17 protein-coding genes are annotated in these 17,513 nt (G+C 69.7%); 5 read left to right on the top strand and 12 right to left on the bottom strand.

Annotated features, from left to right (window positions below; genetic code table 11):
* Positions 1 to 25: 25 nt before the first annotated feature.
* From HWY37_RS15750 to HWY37_RS15735, 4 genes are read right to left on the bottom strand one after another with little or no spacing between them, the layout of a single operon-like run.
* Positions 26 to 463 (bottom strand): PaaI family thioesterase, encoded by a 438-nt coding sequence (locus tag HWY37_RS15750; RefSeq protein ID WP_176089023.1) that lies wholly within the window; start codon positions 461 to 463, stop codon positions 26 to 28.
* Entirely contained in the window at positions 460 to 1,473 is a 1,014-nt protein-coding gene (locus tag HWY37_RS15745; RefSeq protein ID WP_176089022.1) for a quinone oxidoreductase family protein, read from the bottom strand. The genes HWY37_RS15750 and HWY37_RS15745 overlap by 4 nt, the downstream gene beginning before the upstream one ends.
* Before the next feature lie 29 nt (positions 1,474 to 1,502).
* Positions 1,503 to 2,612 carry a M14 family metallopeptidase gene (locus HWY37_RS15740; RefSeq protein WP_176089100.1) on the bottom strand — a complete coding sequence of 370 codons (1,110 nt, stop codon included), beginning with the start codon at positions 2,610 to 2,612 and terminating at the stop codon, positions 1,503 to 1,505.
* Positions 2,612 to 3,481: a VOC family protein gene (locus HWY37_RS15735; RefSeq protein WP_176089021.1), complete on the bottom strand. Its 870-nt coding sequence runs from the start codon at positions 3,479 to 3,481 to the stop codon at positions 2,612 to 2,614. Before HWY37_RS15735 ends, HWY37_RS15740 begins: the two co-directional genes overlap by 1 nt.
* Positions 3,482 to 3,830: 349 nt before the next feature.
* Here HWY37_RS15735 and HWY37_RS15730 point away from each other — a divergent pair, with 349 nt between their 5' ends.
* Entirely contained in the window at positions 3,831 to 4,181 is a 351-nt protein-coding gene (locus HWY37_RS15730; protein ID WP_175208142.1) for a VOC family protein, read from the top strand.
* Positions 4,182 to 4,189: 8 nt separating this feature from the next.
* Entirely contained in the window at positions 4,190 to 5,119 is a 930-nt protein-coding gene (locus tag HWY37_RS15725) for a CysB family HTH-type transcriptional regulator (protein ID WP_175208143.1), read from the top strand.
* Here HWY37_RS15725 and HWY37_RS15720 read toward each other — a convergent pair.
* From HWY37_RS15720 to HWY37_RS15695, 6 genes are all read right to left on the bottom strand, one after another.
* Positions 5,103 to 6,485, bottom strand: coding sequence for a 3-deoxy-D-arabino-heptulosonate 7-phosphate synthase (locus HWY37_RS15720; RefSeq protein ID WP_176089020.1), 1,383 nt, complete (start codon positions 6,483 to 6,485; stop codon positions 5,103 to 5,105). The two genes, HWY37_RS15725 and HWY37_RS15720, sit on opposite strands and share 17 nt — an antisense overlap.
* A 66-nt stretch (positions 6,486 to 6,551) precedes the next feature.
* The gene (locus tag HWY37_RS15715) at positions 6,552 to 7,037 is read right to left on the bottom strand and encodes a GlcG/HbpS family heme-binding protein (protein WP_175208145.1); all 486 of its coding nucleotides are present in this window, start codon (positions 7,035 to 7,037) and stop codon (positions 6,552 to 6,554) included.
* A 135-nt stretch (positions 7,038 to 7,172) separates the two neighbouring features.
* Positions 7,173 to 7,802 carry a response regulator transcription factor gene (locus tag HWY37_RS15710; protein WP_175208146.1) on the bottom strand — a complete coding sequence of 210 codons (630 nt, stop codon included), beginning with the start codon at positions 7,800 to 7,802 and terminating at the stop codon, positions 7,173 to 7,175.
* Entirely contained in the window at positions 7,799 to 9,235 is a 1,437-nt protein-coding gene (locus HWY37_RS15705) for a sensor histidine kinase (RefSeq protein WP_176089019.1), read from the bottom strand. The genes HWY37_RS15710 and HWY37_RS15705 overlap by 4 nt, the downstream gene beginning before the upstream one ends.
* 58 nt (positions 9,236 to 9,293) lie before the next feature.
* Positions 9,294 to 10,454: an HPP family protein gene (locus HWY37_RS15700; RefSeq protein WP_175208148.1), complete on the bottom strand. Its 1,161-nt coding sequence runs from the start codon at positions 10,452 to 10,454 to the stop codon at positions 9,294 to 9,296.
* Positions 10,455 to 10,549: 95 nt separating this feature from the next.
* Positions 10,550 to 11,002, bottom strand: coding sequence for a MarR family winged helix-turn-helix transcriptional regulator (locus HWY37_RS15695; protein ID WP_175208149.1), 453 nt, complete (start codon positions 11,000 to 11,002; stop codon positions 10,550 to 10,552).
* Positions 11,003 to 11,081: 79 nt separating this feature from the next.
* Between HWY37_RS15695 and HWY37_RS15690 the strand changes: the two genes are divergently transcribed.
* Positions 11,082 to 12,929 (top strand): chloride channel protein, encoded by a 1,848-nt coding sequence (locus HWY37_RS15690; protein ID WP_246302317.1) that lies wholly within the window; start codon positions 11,082 to 11,084, stop codon positions 12,927 to 12,929.
* Here the strand turns inward: HWY37_RS15690 and HWY37_RS15685 are convergent.
* A complete protein-coding gene (locus HWY37_RS15685; protein WP_175208150.1) occupies positions 12,915 to 13,808 on the bottom strand; it encodes a LysR family transcriptional regulator in 894 nt (297 codons plus the stop codon). The genes HWY37_RS15690 and HWY37_RS15685 overlap by 15 nt on opposite strands.
* A 130-nt stretch (positions 13,809 to 13,938) precedes the next feature.
* Between HWY37_RS15685 and argC the strand changes: the two genes are divergently transcribed.
* Positions 13,939 to 14,871: an N-acetyl-gamma-glutamyl-phosphate reductase gene (gene argC, locus HWY37_RS15680; protein ID WP_176089018.1), complete on the top strand. Its 933-nt coding sequence runs from the start codon at positions 13,939 to 13,941 to the stop codon at positions 14,869 to 14,871.
* Between the two features lie 21 nt (positions 14,872 to 14,892).
* Here argC and HWY37_RS15675 read toward each other — a convergent pair whose 3' ends face one another.
* Positions 14,893 to 15,798, bottom strand: coding sequence for a LysR family transcriptional regulator (locus tag HWY37_RS15675; RefSeq protein WP_176089017.1), 906 nt, complete (start codon positions 15,796 to 15,798; stop codon positions 14,893 to 14,895).
* Positions 15,799 to 15,900: 102 nt separating this feature from the next.
* On the opposite strand from HWY37_RS15675, the gene HWY37_RS15670 reads away from it, so the two are divergent.
* Positions 15,901 to 17,508: an ATP-dependent acyl-CoA ligase gene (locus HWY37_RS15670; protein WP_281372230.1), complete on the top strand. Its 1,608-nt coding sequence runs from the start codon at positions 15,901 to 15,903 to the stop codon at positions 17,506 to 17,508.
* Positions 17,509 to 17,513: the final 5 nt, after the last annotated feature.

Raw genomic sequence — 17,513 nt, 5'->3', positions numbered from 1 at the left:
TGATGTCCTTGTAGTGAGGGTCCGCTCAGCCCTGGCTGAGCGTGGCGTAGGTGGCGCGGCCGATGGCGATCAGCGCGCCTTGCTCGTTGTAGAGGTCCACGTCGGCCACGCCGACGCTGCGGCCGTTGCGCCGTACGCGGGCCACGGCGGTCAGCGCGGTGTTGACTGCAGGGCGCAGGTAGTCGACGCGGAAGTTGATGGTCGGCAGACCGCGGCCCAGCAACATGCCCACGGCGAAATCGCCCACCGTGTCGATCACGGCGGCCAGCGGCCCGCCATGCCATTGGCCGCTGGCCGCGCCGCGCTCGAATTCCGGGCGCATGGGCGCCAGCACCGTCAGCACGCCTTGTTCGTGGTTCACCTCGCGCACCGACAGGCCGAGCCAGGCGATGAAGGGGGAATCATCGAACCGGGCCTGGATGGCGGCGGCATCGAGGGTCTGGGTCTTCGGATCCGCGCTCATGCCGTCACCAGCACTTTGCCGACGATCTTGCGATCCTCCAGCGAGGCCAGCGCCTGCGCGCCTTGTTCCAGCGGCCATTTGCGGTTCACCTGGACGCGCAGCCGACCGTCGCGCACCAGCGCCAGCAATTCGTGCAGGTCCTCGCGTTCCCAGCCGTTGGAGCCGCGGATCTGCAGCTCGAAGGTCCAGATGTAGCGCAGGTCTTCCTTGGGATCGAAGCCCGCGGTGGCGCCGCAGGTCAGCAGCCGTCCGCCCAGGCGCAGGCAGCGCAGCGACTTGACCCAGGTGTCGCCGCCCGTGAAGTTCACCACCACGTCCACGCCGCCGGGCTTGCCGGAGCGGCGGCGCGACGGCTTGCCGAAACGCTCCTGCACCGCCTTGAGGAAGTCTTCTTCGGTGTAGAGAATGACGTGGTCCGCGCCCAGAGCGCGCAACGCCTCGGCCTTTTCGGGGCTGCCGGCGCAGGCGATGACCTCGGCGCCGGCCAGCTTGGCCAGTTGCACCGCGCACACGCCCACGCCGCCGCTGGCGCCCAGGATCAGGACTTTCTCGCCCGGCTGGACCTGGCCGATCCGGTTCATCATGCGCAGGGCGGTGCCATAGGCCACCGGCAGCGCGGCCGCCTGCTCGAAGCTCACTTCGTCGGGCAGGCGCAGCAGCTGGTGCGCCGGCACGCGGCACAGTTCGGCCAGGCCGCCATGGATGGTTTCGCCCACCAATCCGCCATCGACCCGGTCTATCGGATCGACCAGGACGCGGTCGCCGGCCTTCCAGTCGCGCACGTTGGCGCCCGTCTGTTCGACGACGCCGGACACGTCCAGGCCGATGATCACGGGAAAGGGCAGCTTGATGCCGGGCATGCCGCGGCGGGTAAACACGTCGTGGTAGTTCAGGGACGACGCCTGGACGCGGATGACCACGTCGTCGGGACCGGCGACGGGATCGGGGAATTCGGTTTCCAGGCGCAGCTTGTCGCTGCCGCCGTGTTCACGCAAAACAATGGCTTTCATGAGTTTCTTTGGAATGGGTAAATGAAGAATCACCACGCGGCCAGGCCGGCGATGGCCTGGCGCGTGATCTGCAAACCGTGCGCCACCACATGGCGGCGCCATACGCTGGAGACCGGCACGAAGGCATCGACCAGGTCGGCGCGCAACTGCGCGTCGCGCGCGGGGTCGGGGGAGGCCGGCGCCTGGAAGCGCAGCCATTGGTCCAGCCGCAGCGCGGCGCGCATCTGCAGCCCGCGGGTGCCGAACTCGACCACCGCGCCCGCCAGTCGCCGTCCGCCCAGCGCCTGCTCCACGCCGCGGAACACCAGGCCTTGATAGTCGGGGCGGGCCAGGCCATGCGGCCTCTGGCCCAGCACGCGGTCGGAGCCCCACCAGGCGGCGGCTTGCGTCTGTTCCTCGCTGCCTTCGGGGTTGAAGCACAGGAAGAAGGGCTTGCCGTAATCGCCGATGCCGGTGTGCCAGTCGATGAAGGCCACGCGCTCGCTCGCGCCCAGGTGCTCGTCGACGATGCGGCGCAGCGTGCGGTTGGACCATTCGGGACCGTTGCCGCCATAGACCAGCCCGTCCGGGTGCGTGTACTGGCCGCTGGCCGTTACGTTGAACAGCGTGTCGGCGCCATGTTCCTCGCGGAAACGATCCAGCGCCTCGGCCCCGGCGTCGAGCGCGTCCGCCGTCCACAATCGTGGAATCAGGTGCGGATGCAGGGCGGCGTAATGCGGATTGGAGGGCGCGGGCAGGGTGTGGTCGATGAAGTTGCGGTTCAGGTCGACGTTGTTCTCGGTCGTGCGCGTGTCATGGGCATAGCCATAGGGATTGAGCGCATGCACCAGCACCACGTTGACGTCTGGCGGCAGGGGCAGGCCGCCGTCGGTCAGCAGCCAGGCCAGTTGCACGGCGGAGCCGGCCGCGCCTTCCAGGCCGTGGGTGCCGCTGATGGCCAGATGGGTGCGGGCGGCGCCGGGGCGGCCCAGCACCGCCACGTCTACCGTCAAGGGCTGGCCCTGCCGGTCGCGCGCCGTGGGATGCTCATGGCGCGAGAGCGCGGCGCCGCGCGCGGTGGCGGCGGCCACGAAGGCCTCGCGCGCCGCCACGTAGTCGGTGGAGAAGCAGGTCCAGTAGTCAGGCAGGGGTTGGCCCATCATGCCTCCTGCACGAAGACCTGCAGCGCGCCCGCGGCATGCTCGGGCGCCACCGCCAGTTCGCCTTGAACGTTGGCGCGGTAGGCGACCTTGTTGGCGTCGAGCCACGCGCGCGTCTGCGCGATGTCGCGCACGCCGATGACGGAGCCCGCGAACCAGCCTCCCTGGCTGCTGGCGGGCAGGCCCGCAGGCACGCGCACATGGGGGAAGCGCTGCTCGAAAGTGGTGGGCGACAGGAAATCGATGCGCAGGCTGCCGCGCCGCACTTGCAGGCCCCGGTCCGGCAGGTCGCTGATGGCGATGGCGCCCAGCGCGCGTTCGTAGGCGGCGCGCAAGGCGCGCGGCTCGGGATGCACGACGATCAGGGATTCGATGCGGCGGGCGCCGTTGGCGTGGTCCTGCCATTCGGGGCGGTACACCAGGTGGCGCGTGAGGTGGCCGCAGGTGAAGAAGTCCGGCACTGTGAAGAGACCCGCGGGGAACTGGGTGTTGTTCCAGGCCGCGTCCTCGCTGCCTTCGGGCAGGTGCACCGGCCGGCCGCCGCGCTGGGGCGGTTCGGCGTCTATGCCCAGGCGCGCCAGTTCCGCGTGCACGGCGCTGCTATCGGTGGTCTGCAGCGCGACGGACACGGGGCCTTCGTAGGCGTCGTCGAAGCCGGCAAAGCGCGACTGGTCCAGCAGCTCGGGCGGAAAGGCCAGCAGCTCCAGGTAGTTGGCGTCCAGGATCAGCGTCTGGTTGCGCGTGCCGCGATGGTGCCGGCCTTGCGGCGCCAGGGCGAAGCCCAGCTTCTGGTATTGCTCGGTTGCGGCCTGCAGGTCGCGCACCCGGATGATGTAGTGGTCCAGTCCGGTGACTGAGGGGAGAGACATCGCGTTTCCTGAATGTGCTTGAAGGAAACGGGCAGTCTGGCCGAGGCGGGGCCGCGCTAGAACGATTGAATTCGCATGTGGATATTTGTTTTCTGATCGCGCGTCATGGGGCGAGCGGCCGCATATCGATATCTGAAAGTGGCTGTGAGGGAGGAGCGGACGGGACGCTTGGCATCAAACTGGGACGCCGCGTCCGCCTATCTTGGATCGCTGGCCGACGCTTTCCGGACATATGCAAATGAGCGTCAAGCCTTAGGGTTTCAGGCTATGTAGAAGGAACGGATACCTCTTTGTCCGCGCGGGTGTGGCGACACTAGAATTTGCGCTGTTCCATGGTTGGCGGCAGGGCATGTCTACTATTTTTTCTATTGGTTCGGTGCAGCTTTCCTTTCTGGCGGGTCGTCAGGACGTGGTCCGCGAGTTCTACGGGCAGGTCATCGGCTTGCAGGAAGTGGCGGGCGCGGGCGATCAGCGGCTGCAGTTCGCGCTGGACGATGCGATCCTGTCGCTGTCGCCGGTGGAAGAGGTCAGCCGCGAGGTCAGGCCCGACTATCTGGCCTTCAAGACCCGCGCCTATGACGAGGTGCTGGAGCGACTGCGGCTGGCGGGCTTCCACCCCGTCTGTTCACTGCCAGGCTCGGCGCCACGCGTGATGTACGTGAAGGATCCTTCCGGCAACCAGTTGGCCTTTTTGGGCTGAGGCGCGCCATGAACTTCCAGCAGCTGCGTTCCGTGCGCGAAGCCGTGAGGCAGGACTTCAACCTGACCGACGTGTCCGAGAGCTTGCATACGTCGCAACCCGGTGTCAGCCGGCAGATCCGCGAGCTCGAGGAGGAGGTGGGCGTGGACATCTTCGTGCGTTCGGGCAAGCGGCTCATCGGACTGACGCCTCCGGGCAAACTGATCCTGCCCCTGGTCGAGCAGATCCTTCAATGCGCGGACAACATCCGCCATGCGGGGGCGGAGTATGCCGACAGCCGGACCGGCGTGCTGTCCATCGCGGCCACCCACTCGCAGGCGCGCTATGCCTTGCCCCCGGTCATCAAGGAGTTCCGCGAACGCTATCCCGAAGTGGTGCTGCACCTGCATCAGGGCTCGCCCAGGCAGGTGTCGGAAATGCTGCTGGAAGGCGAGGCCGACATCGGCGTGGCGACGGAGGCGGTGGCCGAGTATCCGGGGCTGGTCAACCTGCCTTGCTACCGCTGGAGCCACAGCATCATCGTGCCTCGCGGCCATTCGCTGGAGCGCCAGCAGGACGGCGTCACCCTGTCGCAGCTGTCGCGCTATCCCATCATTACCTATGGACGCGGCTACACCGGGCGAGCGCATATCGACGAGGCCTTCGCGCGCGCCGGCATCGCGCCCGACATCGTCATGACCGCGATGGACGCGGACGTGATCAAGACCTATGTCGAACTGGAATTGGGCGTGGGCATCGTGGCCTCCGTGGCCTGGGACGCGGAACGCGACACGCGCCTGTGCGCCATCGAAGCGCGCCATCTGTTCGAGATCAATCTGACGCGCTTGGCGATACGGCGCGGCGCCTGGCTGCGCGGCTACGCCTTCCACTTCATCGAGATGTTCGTGCCGACGTTGACGCGCGCCATTGTGGAACGGGAGCTCAAGGGCGAAGCTTGATCGCTGCCATCAAGTCATCCGGGTGCACCATCAGTTCGCGCGCCTGGCACAGCGTCGGATACTGCTGCAGCACGCTGGTCCATTGCGCCGATTCCAGCAGCAGATGCCAGACCGGCTCCAGCGTCTGCGCCGCCGCGTCCAGGCCTTGCGCCAGCCGGCCGGCGAATTCCAGGCTGGGCTGGGCGGACAGCAGCTGCATGCGGCTGGCGGCGCTCAGCAGGCGCGGGATGGCGTCGGCGGGGCCGTCGCAGAAATAGAGTACGGTGGTTTCGAGCTTAGGGCCGTCGGCGGGCAGCGCCCGCAGCGACTCGCCGCGCAGGGGACAGACGCCTTGCCGCGTGCTGAAGGCGTAGCGGACGCCGGGCTCGGCGTGCGCCAGCAGGCGCAGGCCGCGCTGCAAGCGCGGAAAGTCGGTGGCCACCGCGTCGGCGGAGGCCTTGGCTTCAAGCAGCAGGCACAGGTCCCACGCCGGCGTCGGGTCGTCGCCGGCCGCGCGCCGCAGCAAGGCGCCGTCCCATTCGCTCTTGGCGCGGTCGGCATTGGCGGGGATGGAGGGCGGCACGCGCATCGAGGACACGGCGCGATAGATGGTTTCGTCCTGCGCGTCGTTGAGGCTGCGGGCCAGGGCTTCCAGCGCTTGCAAGGCCAGCGCCTCGACGGCGGCGCCGCGCTGGCGCGAGGCGTTGCCCTGGGCATATGCGGTGGCGCTGCCCGGACGCGGGCCCTGCTGGTCCCACAGCGCGCGGTAGCGGCGCACGTCGGCGTCGGCGAGCAGGGCGTCCAGCCGTTGCAGGCGGGCCAGCGCGGGATTGCCAAGCAGGCGGTCGAGCGCCGCGGACGAAGGCGCCCCGTTGGCCTGTGGGTCCGCGGGCAGGTTCAGAAGGAGGCGCGCGGCGTCGGGCAGCGCGGTCCAGGCCTCGGAGGCCGAGGCCGTCTGCAAGGCGGCCATGGCATCGCGCGCCGGGCCGGCGGGCATGCGTTCGACCTTGGCGGGATGGGCGATGGCGTTGGCGGCGGCGATGATCTCGCGCCGGTCCTGGGCGGCTGCCGCGGATAGCGACGCATACTCGCGCACAGGAGCCAGCCTGTGGCGCAGCAGCATGGCCTGGAAGACGGGATCGCCGTCGGACTCGCTCAGGGCGTCGCGGATCAGGCGGGCCAGCGCGTCGAGAAAGGTCTGTTTGAGCGTGTCCGGTGGCGCGCTGCCCGCTATGAGCGCCAGGCGGGCCTGTTCGATGGCCACTGCCAGCGCCGTCGCGGGCATGGCGTCGTCGACGGGTATCCGGGAGATGGCCGGCACGCGGTAGCGGCGGGCGGCGCGGCGCAACGTGGCGCCGAGCAGGGCATGGGGAGGCGGCAGGGGCATGGCGCAGCTAGGCTACCGCGATGCCGCGGGCGCGGCAAATGCGCCGGCCCCCAATATGACCGCCGCTTACTTGAACAGCGCGGCGTTTTCTTCCAGCGCGGCGTCGGCGCATTGCGCGTCCAGGTTGCCGCCCGGCGCGCCTGCCACGCCGATGGCGCCGATCACGGCGGAGCCGGCCTTGACCGGCACGCCGCCGCCCAGCACCAGGAAGCCCGGGATGTCGGGCAGGGTGGCCGCGGCCGGGTTCTTCTGCACGTTTTCCAGCATGGTCAGCGTCGGGGTCTTGGCCGAAGCGGCGGTGTAGGCCTTGGCGCGGCTGGCTTCGATGGTGTGCGGGCCGGCGTTGTCGGAGCGGGCGAAAGCCTTGAGCAGGCCGGCGCGGTCCACGACCGAGGCGCTGACGTTATAGCCCTTGGCCTGGCAGGCGGCCACGGTGGCCGTTGCCAGCTTCTGCGCATCGGCCATGGACAGATTGCTTTCGCTGAGCACGGCGGCATTGGCGGCGCCGGCGCAGGCGAACAGGGTGGCGAAAGCGAGGAGTTTGGGCGACATGTCTGTGTCCTTTTTGGAGTCGGTGACAGGAGCAGACAGATTAAAGAGCGCGGCCGAAAGGCGGTATTCGGTCGGCTACGCTGGGTCCTCCGTAGCGCTACGGAGGACGGCGCCCGGGCTAGGCGTGAACGGGGCTCAGCCCAGCAGGCCAGCGTACTCGCGGATCAGGCCGGCCAGGTTGTCCGCTTCGAGCTTGGCGAAGACGTTGGCGCGGTAGGTTTCGACCGTGCGCGGCGACAGGTCGAATTCGCGCGCGATTTCCTTGTTGGATAGGCCCTGCACGATGCGCTCCAGCACGTCGCGTTCGCGGCCCGACAGCTTGTCGAGCCGTTCCTGCGCGGCCTGGGTCACCGCGAGCTTTTCGCGGCTGGCGATGTGGGTGCGCACGGCGGCCTGCACGGCGTCCAGGAACACGTCGTCGTCCACGGGCTTTTGCAGGAACTCCATGGCGCCGCCCTTGAAGGCGCGGCGGCACAAGTCGACGTTGGCGTGGCCGGTCAGCATGACCACCGGCAGGTCCGACTGTTCGGCCAGCCGGCTCAGCACGTCCAGGCCGCTGATGCCCGGCATGCGGATGTCCAGCACCACGCAGCCTATGGATTGCGGCGGCAATTGCGCCAGGAACGCCAGCGGATCGGCGTAGCCCGCGCTGCGCAGGCCGACGCTGCGCAGCAGCAGCGCCAGGCCGTCGCGCACTGCGTCGTCATCGTCGACCAGGTAGACCAGCGGGGATTGTTCGAGCATGGGAGCGTCCGGCGTCGTCATGTGGGGGCGGCAAGCGGCAGGCTGACCGTGAAGCAGGCGCCCGTGGGGCTGAGGTTGCGCGCGGCGATGCGGCCGTCCATGGAGCCGGCCAGGGTGTCGCACAAGGCCAGGCCCAGGCCCATGCCTTGCGGCCGCGTGGTGTAGAAGGGGGCGAACAGGCGCGGCAAGGCGTCGGCGGCAATGCCGGGGCCGGTGTCGCTGACGCTGAACAGGTAGCCGGCGCCGTCGGCGCGGCCTTCCAGCGCGATCTGGCGCGGCCCGGAGACCTCGGCGAGCGCGTCGGCCGCGTTCTGCACCAGGTTGTGCAGGATCTGTTCCAGCGCCACGCGGTCGCCCAGCGGGCGGGCGCCGGGACTGGCGTTGTGCCAGCTCAGCCGCACGCCCAGCCTGGCCAGTTCGGGTTCGCGCAGAAAGCGCAGCGACGCCACCAGCGCGTCGGGATCCAGCGCTTCGCGCCGGGCGGGCGAGCTGGGCTGCACCAGGGCGCGCATGCGGCTGATGATGTCGGCGGCGCGCTTGGCCTGTTCGGCGCTGGCCAGCAGCGCGTGGCGCACGGCGGGGCGTTCTTCTTCGTCGTCCAGCAGCCGCGCGGCGGCGCGGGTCTGGGCCAGGATGGCGGTCAGCGGCTGATTCAGTTCGTGGGCGATGCCGGCGGCCATTTCGCCCAGGGTGCTCAGGCGCGCCATGGCGCCCAGCCGCAGCTGTTCCTGCTGGCGCCTGGCCTGGGCGCGCGAACGCTGCCAGGCCGCGGCGCCGGCCACCAGCAGCGCGCTGGCCAGGCCCCAGGCCAGCCAGGTGGGCCAGGGCCAGGCGTCCGGCGTCAGCCGGCGGGCGCTGCGCATCTGGAAGGGCTGGCTGGCCGCGCCCAGCGGCTTTTGCAGGACCAGCGGCCAGCCGGGAGCGCCGTGGTCGGGCTGCTTGTCCAGCAGCGCCAGCGGCGTCTGGTCGATCGTCAGGGTCAGCCTGGCAAGGCCGGGCGGGAAGTCGGAGGCGGGCACCAGCTGGCTGGCGTCCAGCAGCAGGCTCCAGCCGGAGGGCGCCACCAGCCAGTAGCGGGCGGCGTCCAGCGGCAGCGTCACCGGCCGGCCCAGGCCGCGCGCGCGTTCGACGGCCGCGGGCAGGCCGGGCGGCTCGGCCACGCTGCCGCTCCAGGCGCCGTCGGGCAGATAGCCCAGCCCCAGCAGTTGCGGCATGGCGGGCCGCAGGCTGGGATACAGGCGTTCGGGAGCGGGCGGGTGGGACAGCGCGGCCAGGGTCGCCAGCACGGCTTCATGCTGCACCGTCTTCTGGCTCAGCATGCGCTGCGCCACGCTGGTGCTCTGGGTGAAGCGTTCGTACTGGTCCACGTAGTCCTGCCGCCCGATCCATAGGGCGCCCAGGGCGAACAGGACCAGCCAGCAGAAGAAGGCGCGAGCGCGCGATAGGGGATTCACGCCTCAAATTATGCCTTGCGGCCTGCGCGGACAGGAATCCGTAGGGCTACGGAGGGGCTCAGGCCGCGAGCCGCTGGGCGTCCGGGTCCGGCGCCTGCGAGCTGGCCGCGAGCGCGATCTGGTACAGCGCCGCCACCAGGTCCGATTGCGTCACCAGCCCGACCAGGTCGCGCGCTTCGTCCAGCACCGGCACGCAATGCAGGCTGTCCGACATGGGCCGGGCCAGCTCGATGACGGGTAGCCCCGGGGTCGCGAACGGCACTTCGCTGCGCATGCAGTCGGCCACCAGCAGGTCCGGCGGGGCGTCGGCGTCGGCGGCGACCGCCGCCAGCCGGGTCCTGCGCGCCAGCACGTCGCCCTGGCTGAGCATGCCGGCGTAGCGTCCGGCGGCGTCCAGCACCGGCAGCGCCTGCAGGCGGTGCCTGTCGAACAGGCGGACCGCGTAGTCCAGCGGATCCTGGGCCTGCACCGTGACCACGTCGCGCGACATGATGTCGGCGCAATGCACGTCGCCGAAGCGGCGCACGCTGGCCCGCATTTCCGCGGCCAGCACGATTTCTTCCAGGTCTTCCTTGCTGATGTCCAACAGTTCGCCGCGCTGCGTGAGCGCGGCATCCAGGTCGGCCGGGCTGAACCCGAGGCGCGCGCTCGGGGCCAGGTCCCGGGTATTGTGGCCGGCGGCCGGGTCGGCGTGGCGGCGCGGGTAGTTGCGCTTGAGCGCGCCGTTGAAGACCACGGCGATGCACAGCAGGATCAGGGAGTTCAGCGCCACGGGCCAGAGGGCGAAGCCGTAGCCCAGGCTGGCGACAGGCGGGCCGCCCAGCACGGCCGTCAGCGCCACCGCGCCGCTGGGCGGATGCAGGCAGCGCAGCGAAAACATGGCGCCGATGGCAAGCGCCACCGCAACCGCCGCGGCTACCCCCGGCACGGGGATGAACTGGGCGCAGAACACGCCGATCAGGGCCGAGACGAGATTGCCCGCCATGATGGACCAGGGCTGCGCCAGCGGGCTGGCGGGGGCGGCGAACAGCAGCACGGCGGACGCGCCCATGGGGGCGATGAACCAGGGGCTGGCGTCGCCCAGCGCGTGGCGGCCGACCCATTCCGTGCAGAACAGGCCAAGCAGCGCGCCCAGCACGCCGTAGATTTTCTCGCGTCCGTTGACGCCCACCGGCGCTGGCGCGAACGAGCCCAGCCAGCGCTTGATTGCCACACCCAAAACGATCTCCTCGCGCCCTTGAAATATGTCGCGGGGCGACAATTTATCACGCGAGACCAAGCTGCGCCGCATAAGCTTATGCGGCAAAGGCGGGATCAGGCGTCGCCGGCTTCGCCGCCGATGCGTGCCAGTAGCAGCGTGAGCAGCGGGCGCAGGGCGCGCAATTCTTCCAGATGCGAGGCCGACAAATCTTCCAGCATGCGCTCGGCGCGGGCGGTCAGCACCACCTCGACGCGGCGGCCGTCCTCGGGGTCGGCTTCGCGGCTGACCAGGTCCAGGCGCGCCAGCCGTCCCACCAGTTCGGCCGCGGTATGCGGGCGGATCAAGAGGCGCTCGGCAATTTCGCCCACGTACAGGCCGCGGCGGCCGGGCGCGCTCTTGCGGGTGCCCTTGATGGCGAGCAGGGCCTGGTGCTGCTGCGGCATGAGGTCCAGGGCGGCGGCGGCGTTTTCGCTGAAGGCGGCGAAGCGGCGCAGCGCATAGCGGAAATCGGCCAGCAGTTCGTAGTCCGTGGCGGACAGTCGGGGAGGGGAAGAGGGCTGTTTCACCCGGGCGATTCTAATATATGTCGTGATACGATATAAATGACATTGCGCAATTCCCTGCGCGATTCTTCTTCCTTCGAACATGCCTCCTACTTCCTCCTCTGCCCGGGCCGGACTGCGCCTGGGCGACTTCACCACGGACAAGCGCGTGGTCCTCCTGATGGGCCTGGCCATTCCGGTGGGCCTGGCCAGCGTGGCCGCCGCCTGGGCCTTGCTGCGCCTGATTGCGTTGTGCACGAACCTGGCCTATCACCACCTGTTCTCGTTCGCGGACCTGCCGATCACCACCGAAAAGCTGGGGCTCGCGTCCGTCGCCATCCCGGTCGTGGGGTGCCTGATCATCGGCCTGATGGCGCGCTACGGCTCGGAAAAGATCCGCGGCCACGGCATCCCGGAGGCCATGGAAGCCATCCTGATTGGCAAGAGCCGGATTCAGCCCAAGGTCGCGGTGTTGAAGCCGGTCTCTTCGGCCATCTCCATCGGCACGGGCGGCCCGTTCGGCGCCGAAGGCCCCATCATCATGACGGGCGGCGCCATCGGTTCGCTGCTGGCGCAGACCATCCACCTGGACGACGGCGAACGCAAGACGCTGCTGGTGGCGGGCGCGGCCGCGGGCATGACGGCGATCTTTTCCACGCCACTGGCGGCGGTGCTGCTGGCGGTCGAACTGCTGCTGTTCGAATGGAAGCCGCGCAGCTTCCTGCCCGTGGCGATGGCCGCGCTGGTGGCCGCCGCCGCGCGCGCCTTCGTGCTGGATGCCGGGCCGATATTCGCCTATTCAGGTTCGCTGCCGTTCACGCCCGCGCATCTGCTGGCCTGCGCCGCCATCGGCGTGCTGGCCGGCCTGGGCTCCGGCGTGCTGACTTTCATGGTCTACGCCGCCGAGGACCTGTTCGAAAAGCTACCGGTGCACTGGATGTGGTGGCCGGCCTTCGGCGGCCTGGCTATCGGCATAGGCGGGCTGATCGAGCCGGCGGCGCTGGGCGTGGGCTATGACAACATCCGCCATCTGCTGGCGGGCGACCTGGCTTTCCAGGCGGTATTGCTGCTGCTGGTGGTCAAGGTCGTCATCTGGTCGGTCGCGCTGGGCTCGGGCACCTCGGGCGGGGTGCTGGCGCCGCTGCTGATCTTCGGCGGCGCGTTGGGCGCGCTGGCCACGCCGCTGTTGCCGCAGGCGGATACGGGCTTCTGGGCCTTGCTGGGCATGGCCGCCATGATGGGCGGCACCATGCGGGCGCCGCTGACCGCCACCCTGTTCGCGGTGGAGCTGACCGGCAACATGGGCGCGTTGCTGCCGGTGCTGTCGGCATGCGTGTTCGCCTACGGCGTGACGGTGCTGCTGTTGAAGCGCTCCATCCTGACCGAGAAGATCGCGCGGCGCGGCCACCATATCAGCCGCGAGTACCGGGTGGATCCGTTCGACCTGCTGCGGGCCAGCCAGGTCATGACCTCGCCGGTCGAGACCCTGCCGGCGGATTGGACGGTGACGCAGGCGATTGCTCATTTCACGACGGCGCAGCCGGTGCACACCAGCTATCCGGTGCTGGACGCCCAGGGCAAGGTGGTGGGCGAAGTCACCCGCGCCGACACCCTGGCTTGGGCCATCGACGACGAGCAGGGCGGGCGCACGCTGGCCGAGGCCCTGCAGGGGCGCGAGCTGATCTATGGCCATCCCGAGGAGCTTGCCAGCCAGATCGCCGACCGCATGGCGCTGTCCGGCGCGGGCCGCCTGCCGATACTGGACCGGGCCAACGGCCGGCTGGTCGGCATCGTCGGGCGCAAGGACCTGTTCCGCTCGCGCGCCCGGCGGCTGCGCGAAGAGAGCCAGCGCACCGCGTACTTCCGTCGCAAGCCCGCAGTGGATGGACCCGTGGGTGGACCTGTGGGTGGACCGGCGGGTGGACCAACCAGCGGATCAGCGGGCGGCTGAGGCCCGCAACTCCCACAGCACGTCCAGCACGTGGCGGGTGGCCTGTTCAACCTGCCCGGCGCGGTGCGCGATGCCCAGCGGCCGCCAGAGCGCGGGCCGCAGCGGGCGCATTTCGATGCGCGGATCGGGTTGGGGCGCGGTGGCTTCGTGCGGCAGCAGGGTGGCGCCGTAGCCGGCGGCCACCAGGCTCTTGATGGCATCGTTGTAGTTCAGCTGGATGCGCGCGCGCGGATGCAGGCCGGCCGCGGCGAACCATTCTCCCGTCAGCCGCGACAGCCGCGTGCTGGCGTCATTCAGGATCAGCGGCTTTTCGGCCAGCCAGGCAGGGCTCAGGCGCGCGGGCGCCTGCCAGCCGGCGGGCAGGAAGGCCATCACCGGGTCGCGGCGCCAGGGCCGCAGCACCAGCCCTTCCAGCGGTGGCTGGGGCAGGGCCACCAGGCCCACGTCCAGCGAGCCGTCCGCCAGCCGCTGCAAGGTTTCCTGCGACGTCAGCACGGCCACCTGGACGTCGATGCCGGGGTGGTCGCGGCCCAGCGTTTCCAGGGCTTGCGGCAACAGATGGGCGATGGCGCCGGTCGAGGCGCCCAGGCGCACGCGCCCGGCCAGCCCCTGTACCTGCCGCTGCACGTCGTCCAGCGCCTGGTCGGCGTCGGCCAGCAGGCGCCGCGCGCGTTCCAGCAGGGTTTCGCCGATGGCCGTAGGCCGGACCTGGCCGCGCCTGCGCGTGAGCAGCGGCGCGCCGATGCGTTCCTCCAGGTCGGCCACGTGCAGGCTGACGGTGGGCGGCGCCAGGTGCAGGGCGCGGGCCGCATCCGCGAACGAGCCCAGGTCGGCGATGGCGACCAGGGTGCGCAGGCGGTCCAGGCTGATTTCACGCATGGCGGTCTCGTTCAGGAAAGCTGAATTGGATAGTCATGATATTCGACTTTTGTTATCTACGATCCCGGCCGATGATGGAGTCCGCGCCAGGAACGTTCCGGCGCTCCCTTTGATCCAGGACATACGCGCCATGACCCAAGCTCTAGTTTTTATCGACGGCGACCAGGGCACCACCGGCCTGCAGATCCACGAACGCCTGCACGGGCGCACGGATCTGCGGCTGTTGACGCTGCCCGCGGCGGAACGCAAGGACCCGCAGCGCCGCGCCGAGGCGATCAACGCCTGCGACATCGCCATCCTCTGCCTGCCGGACGAACCGGCGCGCCAGGCGGCTGCGTCCATCGTCAACCCGGCGGTGCGGGTCATAGACGCCAGTTCCGCGCATCGCACGGCGCCGGGCTGGGTCTACGGTTTTCCGGAAATGAACGCGGAGCAGGCCGGGCTGATCGCCCGGGCCGCGCGCGTCAGCAACCCGGGCTGCTATCCCACGGGCGCGATCGCCTTGCTCGGGCCGCTGCTGCGGGCGGGGCTGGTGCCGGCCGACTATCCCGTGGCGATCCATGCCGTGTCGGGCTATTCGGGCGGCGGGCGCGCTGCCGTGGATGCCTACGAGGCGGCTGACGGCGCGGCGGGACCGGCGTTCCAACTCTATGGGCTGGGCCTGGCACACAAGCACACGCCGGAAATCGAACGCCATGCGGGCCTGACGCAACGGCCACTGTTCGTGCCCGCCTACGGCGCCTATCGCCAGGGCATTGTGCTGACCGTGCCGTTGCAGCTGCGGCTGCTGCCGGCGGGCGTGGACATGCAGCGCCTGCATGCCTGCCTGCAGCAGCACTACGAAGGCGCGCGCCACGTGCAGGTGGTGGCGCCGCAGGACGCCGCCGCCCATACCCATCTGGACCCGCAGGCGCTCAACGGCACCAACGACCTGCGCCTGGCGGTCTACGGCAATGCCGAGCACGGCCAGGTGCTGCTGGCGGCGGTGTTCGACAACCTGGGCAAGGGCGCGTCGGGGGCGGCGGTGCAGAACCTGGACCTGATGCTGGCGGCGTTGCGCTAGCCGAAGGTCGAAGCCGCAGCTTCACGCCGGATCCGGATCCGCCAGCGTCTCCACCACCAGCCGGCGCAGCCAGGAAGTCCCCGGGTCGCTCTCGAAGCGCGCATGCCAGTGCACCGTTACGGACAAGGGCGGCAGCGCGATCGGCAGCGGACGGATCTGGAAGGCGTCATCGTGGTTGAACCAGAGCGCGGCCCGCAGCGGCAGGGTCATGGTGAGATCGGTGCGCCGCACGATCTCGGCCGCCGCGGAGAAATGCGGCAGGGTCAGGTAGGGCCGGCGCGGCAGGCCGGCCTCGCTCAGCACGTCGTCCAGCAAGCGGTGGGCGCTGGCCCGCGAGGCCACCAGGATGTGGTCCAGGCGCTTGTACTGGCTGCGCGTCAGGCCGGCGGACAGCACCGGATGCCCGCGCCGGCCCATGCAGGTATAGCGCTCGCTGAACAGTTCGGCATGGCAGGTTTCGCTGCCCAGCCCGGCCAGGTTGCCGATGGCGAGATCGACCTCGCCCTCCTTGAGCGCCTGCGGCAGCCGTTCCAGCGGAATCTCCAGCACCTCGACCTGCAGGCGCGGCGCCAGCGCGTGCACGCGTTCCATCAGCGACGGCAGGAACACCATTTCGCCGATATCCGACATCGACAGGCGGAAGCGCCGGGCGCTGCTGGCCGGGTCGAAGCGCTGCCGCAGGTTGACGGCTTCCGCGAAGCTGTTCATGCCGCGTTCTATCGGTTCGGCCAGCGCAAACGCGACCGGCGTGGGCTGCATGCCGGACGCGGTGCGCGCGAACAAGGGGTCGTCGAACTTCTCCCGCAGGCGCGCCAGCGCATAGCTCACGGCAGGTTGCGTCAGGTTCAGGCGTTGCGCCGCCCGCGTGACGCTGCGCTCGTGCAGCACGGTCAGGAAAACCCGCATGAGGTTCAGGTCGAAGTCCATGCATGCCCCTCATATCAGTCAGACTTATAAGATAAATAATACCTATAAATTTGACATATAAATAGTTGATTCCTAGACTAATTTCACAGGGCTGGGCAACGCTTGCCGAAGGCCGCGACACTTAGGGGAAGCATCGCCATGCATGCGTTGACACTGCCGTCGTTGTTGCTGGAGCAGGGGGCCCGCTGGGGCGAGCGCACATGGGTGCAGGCGCCGGGCGGCGCGCTGCGTTACGGCGATGCCGCCGGACATGCGGCGGACTGGGCCGCGCGCCTGGCCTCTGTCGGCGTCGCCCGCGGCGACCGGGTCGGGCTGATGGCCGGCAACCGGCATGAATTCCTGTCCATCGTGCTGGGCTGCGGCTGGCTGGGCGCGGTGGTGGTGCCGATCAATACGGCATCGCGCGGCATGCAGCTGCAGCACATCCTGGCCAACAGCGGTTGCAGGCTGCTGGTGGCCGACGCGGCATCTTGCGCCGCGCTGGCGGCGCTGGACACGCAGTCCCTGGCCCTGGAACGCATCTGGCTGCTGGACGCGCAGGGCGACGCGCCGGCGCTGCCGGTCCACGCCAGCGCGCCGCCGCCTGCGCCGGAGGCGCCGCTGCCGCAGGCGGCCGACGTCGGGCCGGGCGACACGCTGGCCATCCTGTACACCTCCGGCACGTCGGGCCTGTCGAAAGGCGTGTGCTGTCCGCACGCGCAGTTCTATTGGTGGGGCAGGATCGCCGCCCGCAACCTGGAGATCGGCGCCAGCGACGTGCTCCACACCAGCCTGCCGCTGTTTCACACCAATGCCTTGAACGCTTGTTTCCAGGCGCTGGTCACGGGCGCCACCATCGTCTGCGACGAACGTTTTTCGGTCAGCCGCTATTTCGACCGGCTGGAAGCGACGGGCGCCACGGTGACCTATCTGCTGGGCGCCATGGTGCCGATGCTGCTGGCGCAGACGCCCGCGCCGGCCGAACGGCGCCACCGCGCGAGGATCGCGCTGGCTCCGGGAGTCCCCGAACGTTTCCACGCGGCCTTCGCCGAACGCACGGGCATCGCCTTGCTGGAAGGCTACGGCTCCACTGAAACCAACTTCGCGCTGGGCGGCACGCTGGCTGAACAGCGCGCCGGGACCATGGGCCGCGCCGCGCCCGAGTTCGATGCGATGGCGGCCGACGAGCACGACGCGGCGGTGCCTGACGGCACGCCGGGCGAGCTGCTGCTGCGCGCCCGCATGCCTTACGCCATCGCCACCGGCTATTTCGGCATGGACGACAAGACGGTGCAGGCCTGGCGCAACCTCTGGTTCCACACGGGCGACCGGGTCGTGCGCGACGCGGACGGCTACTACCGGTTCCTGGACCGCACGAAGGACGCGATCCGCCGGCGCGGCGAGAACATTTCCTCGTACGAGGTGGAGCAGGTGCTGCTGGCGCATCCCGCCGTTGCCTCCGTGGCGGTCTATGCGGTGCGTTCCGAGCTGGCCGAGGACGAGGTCATGGCCGCGCTGGTCTACAAGACCGGCCAGGCCATCGCGCCCGAGGCGCTGCTTGATTTCTGCCAGCCTCGCATGCCGTATTTCGCCGTGCCGCGCTATCTGCGCGTGCTGGACGATCTGCCGCGCACCGAGAACGGCAAGATCCGCAAGTTCCACTTGCGGGATGAGGGCATTACCGGCGACGCCTGGGACCGCGACGCCGCCGGCTATCGCGTGGCGCGCTGAGCGCC

Source organism: Achromobacter anxifer, from assembly GCF_903652925.1.
In the GTDB taxonomy this organism is placed as follows: domain Bacteria; phylum Pseudomonadota; class Gammaproteobacteria; order Burkholderiales; family Burkholderiaceae_B; genus Achromobacter; species Achromobacter anxifer.
This window is presented reverse-complemented; position numbering and strand designations above follow the sequence as displayed.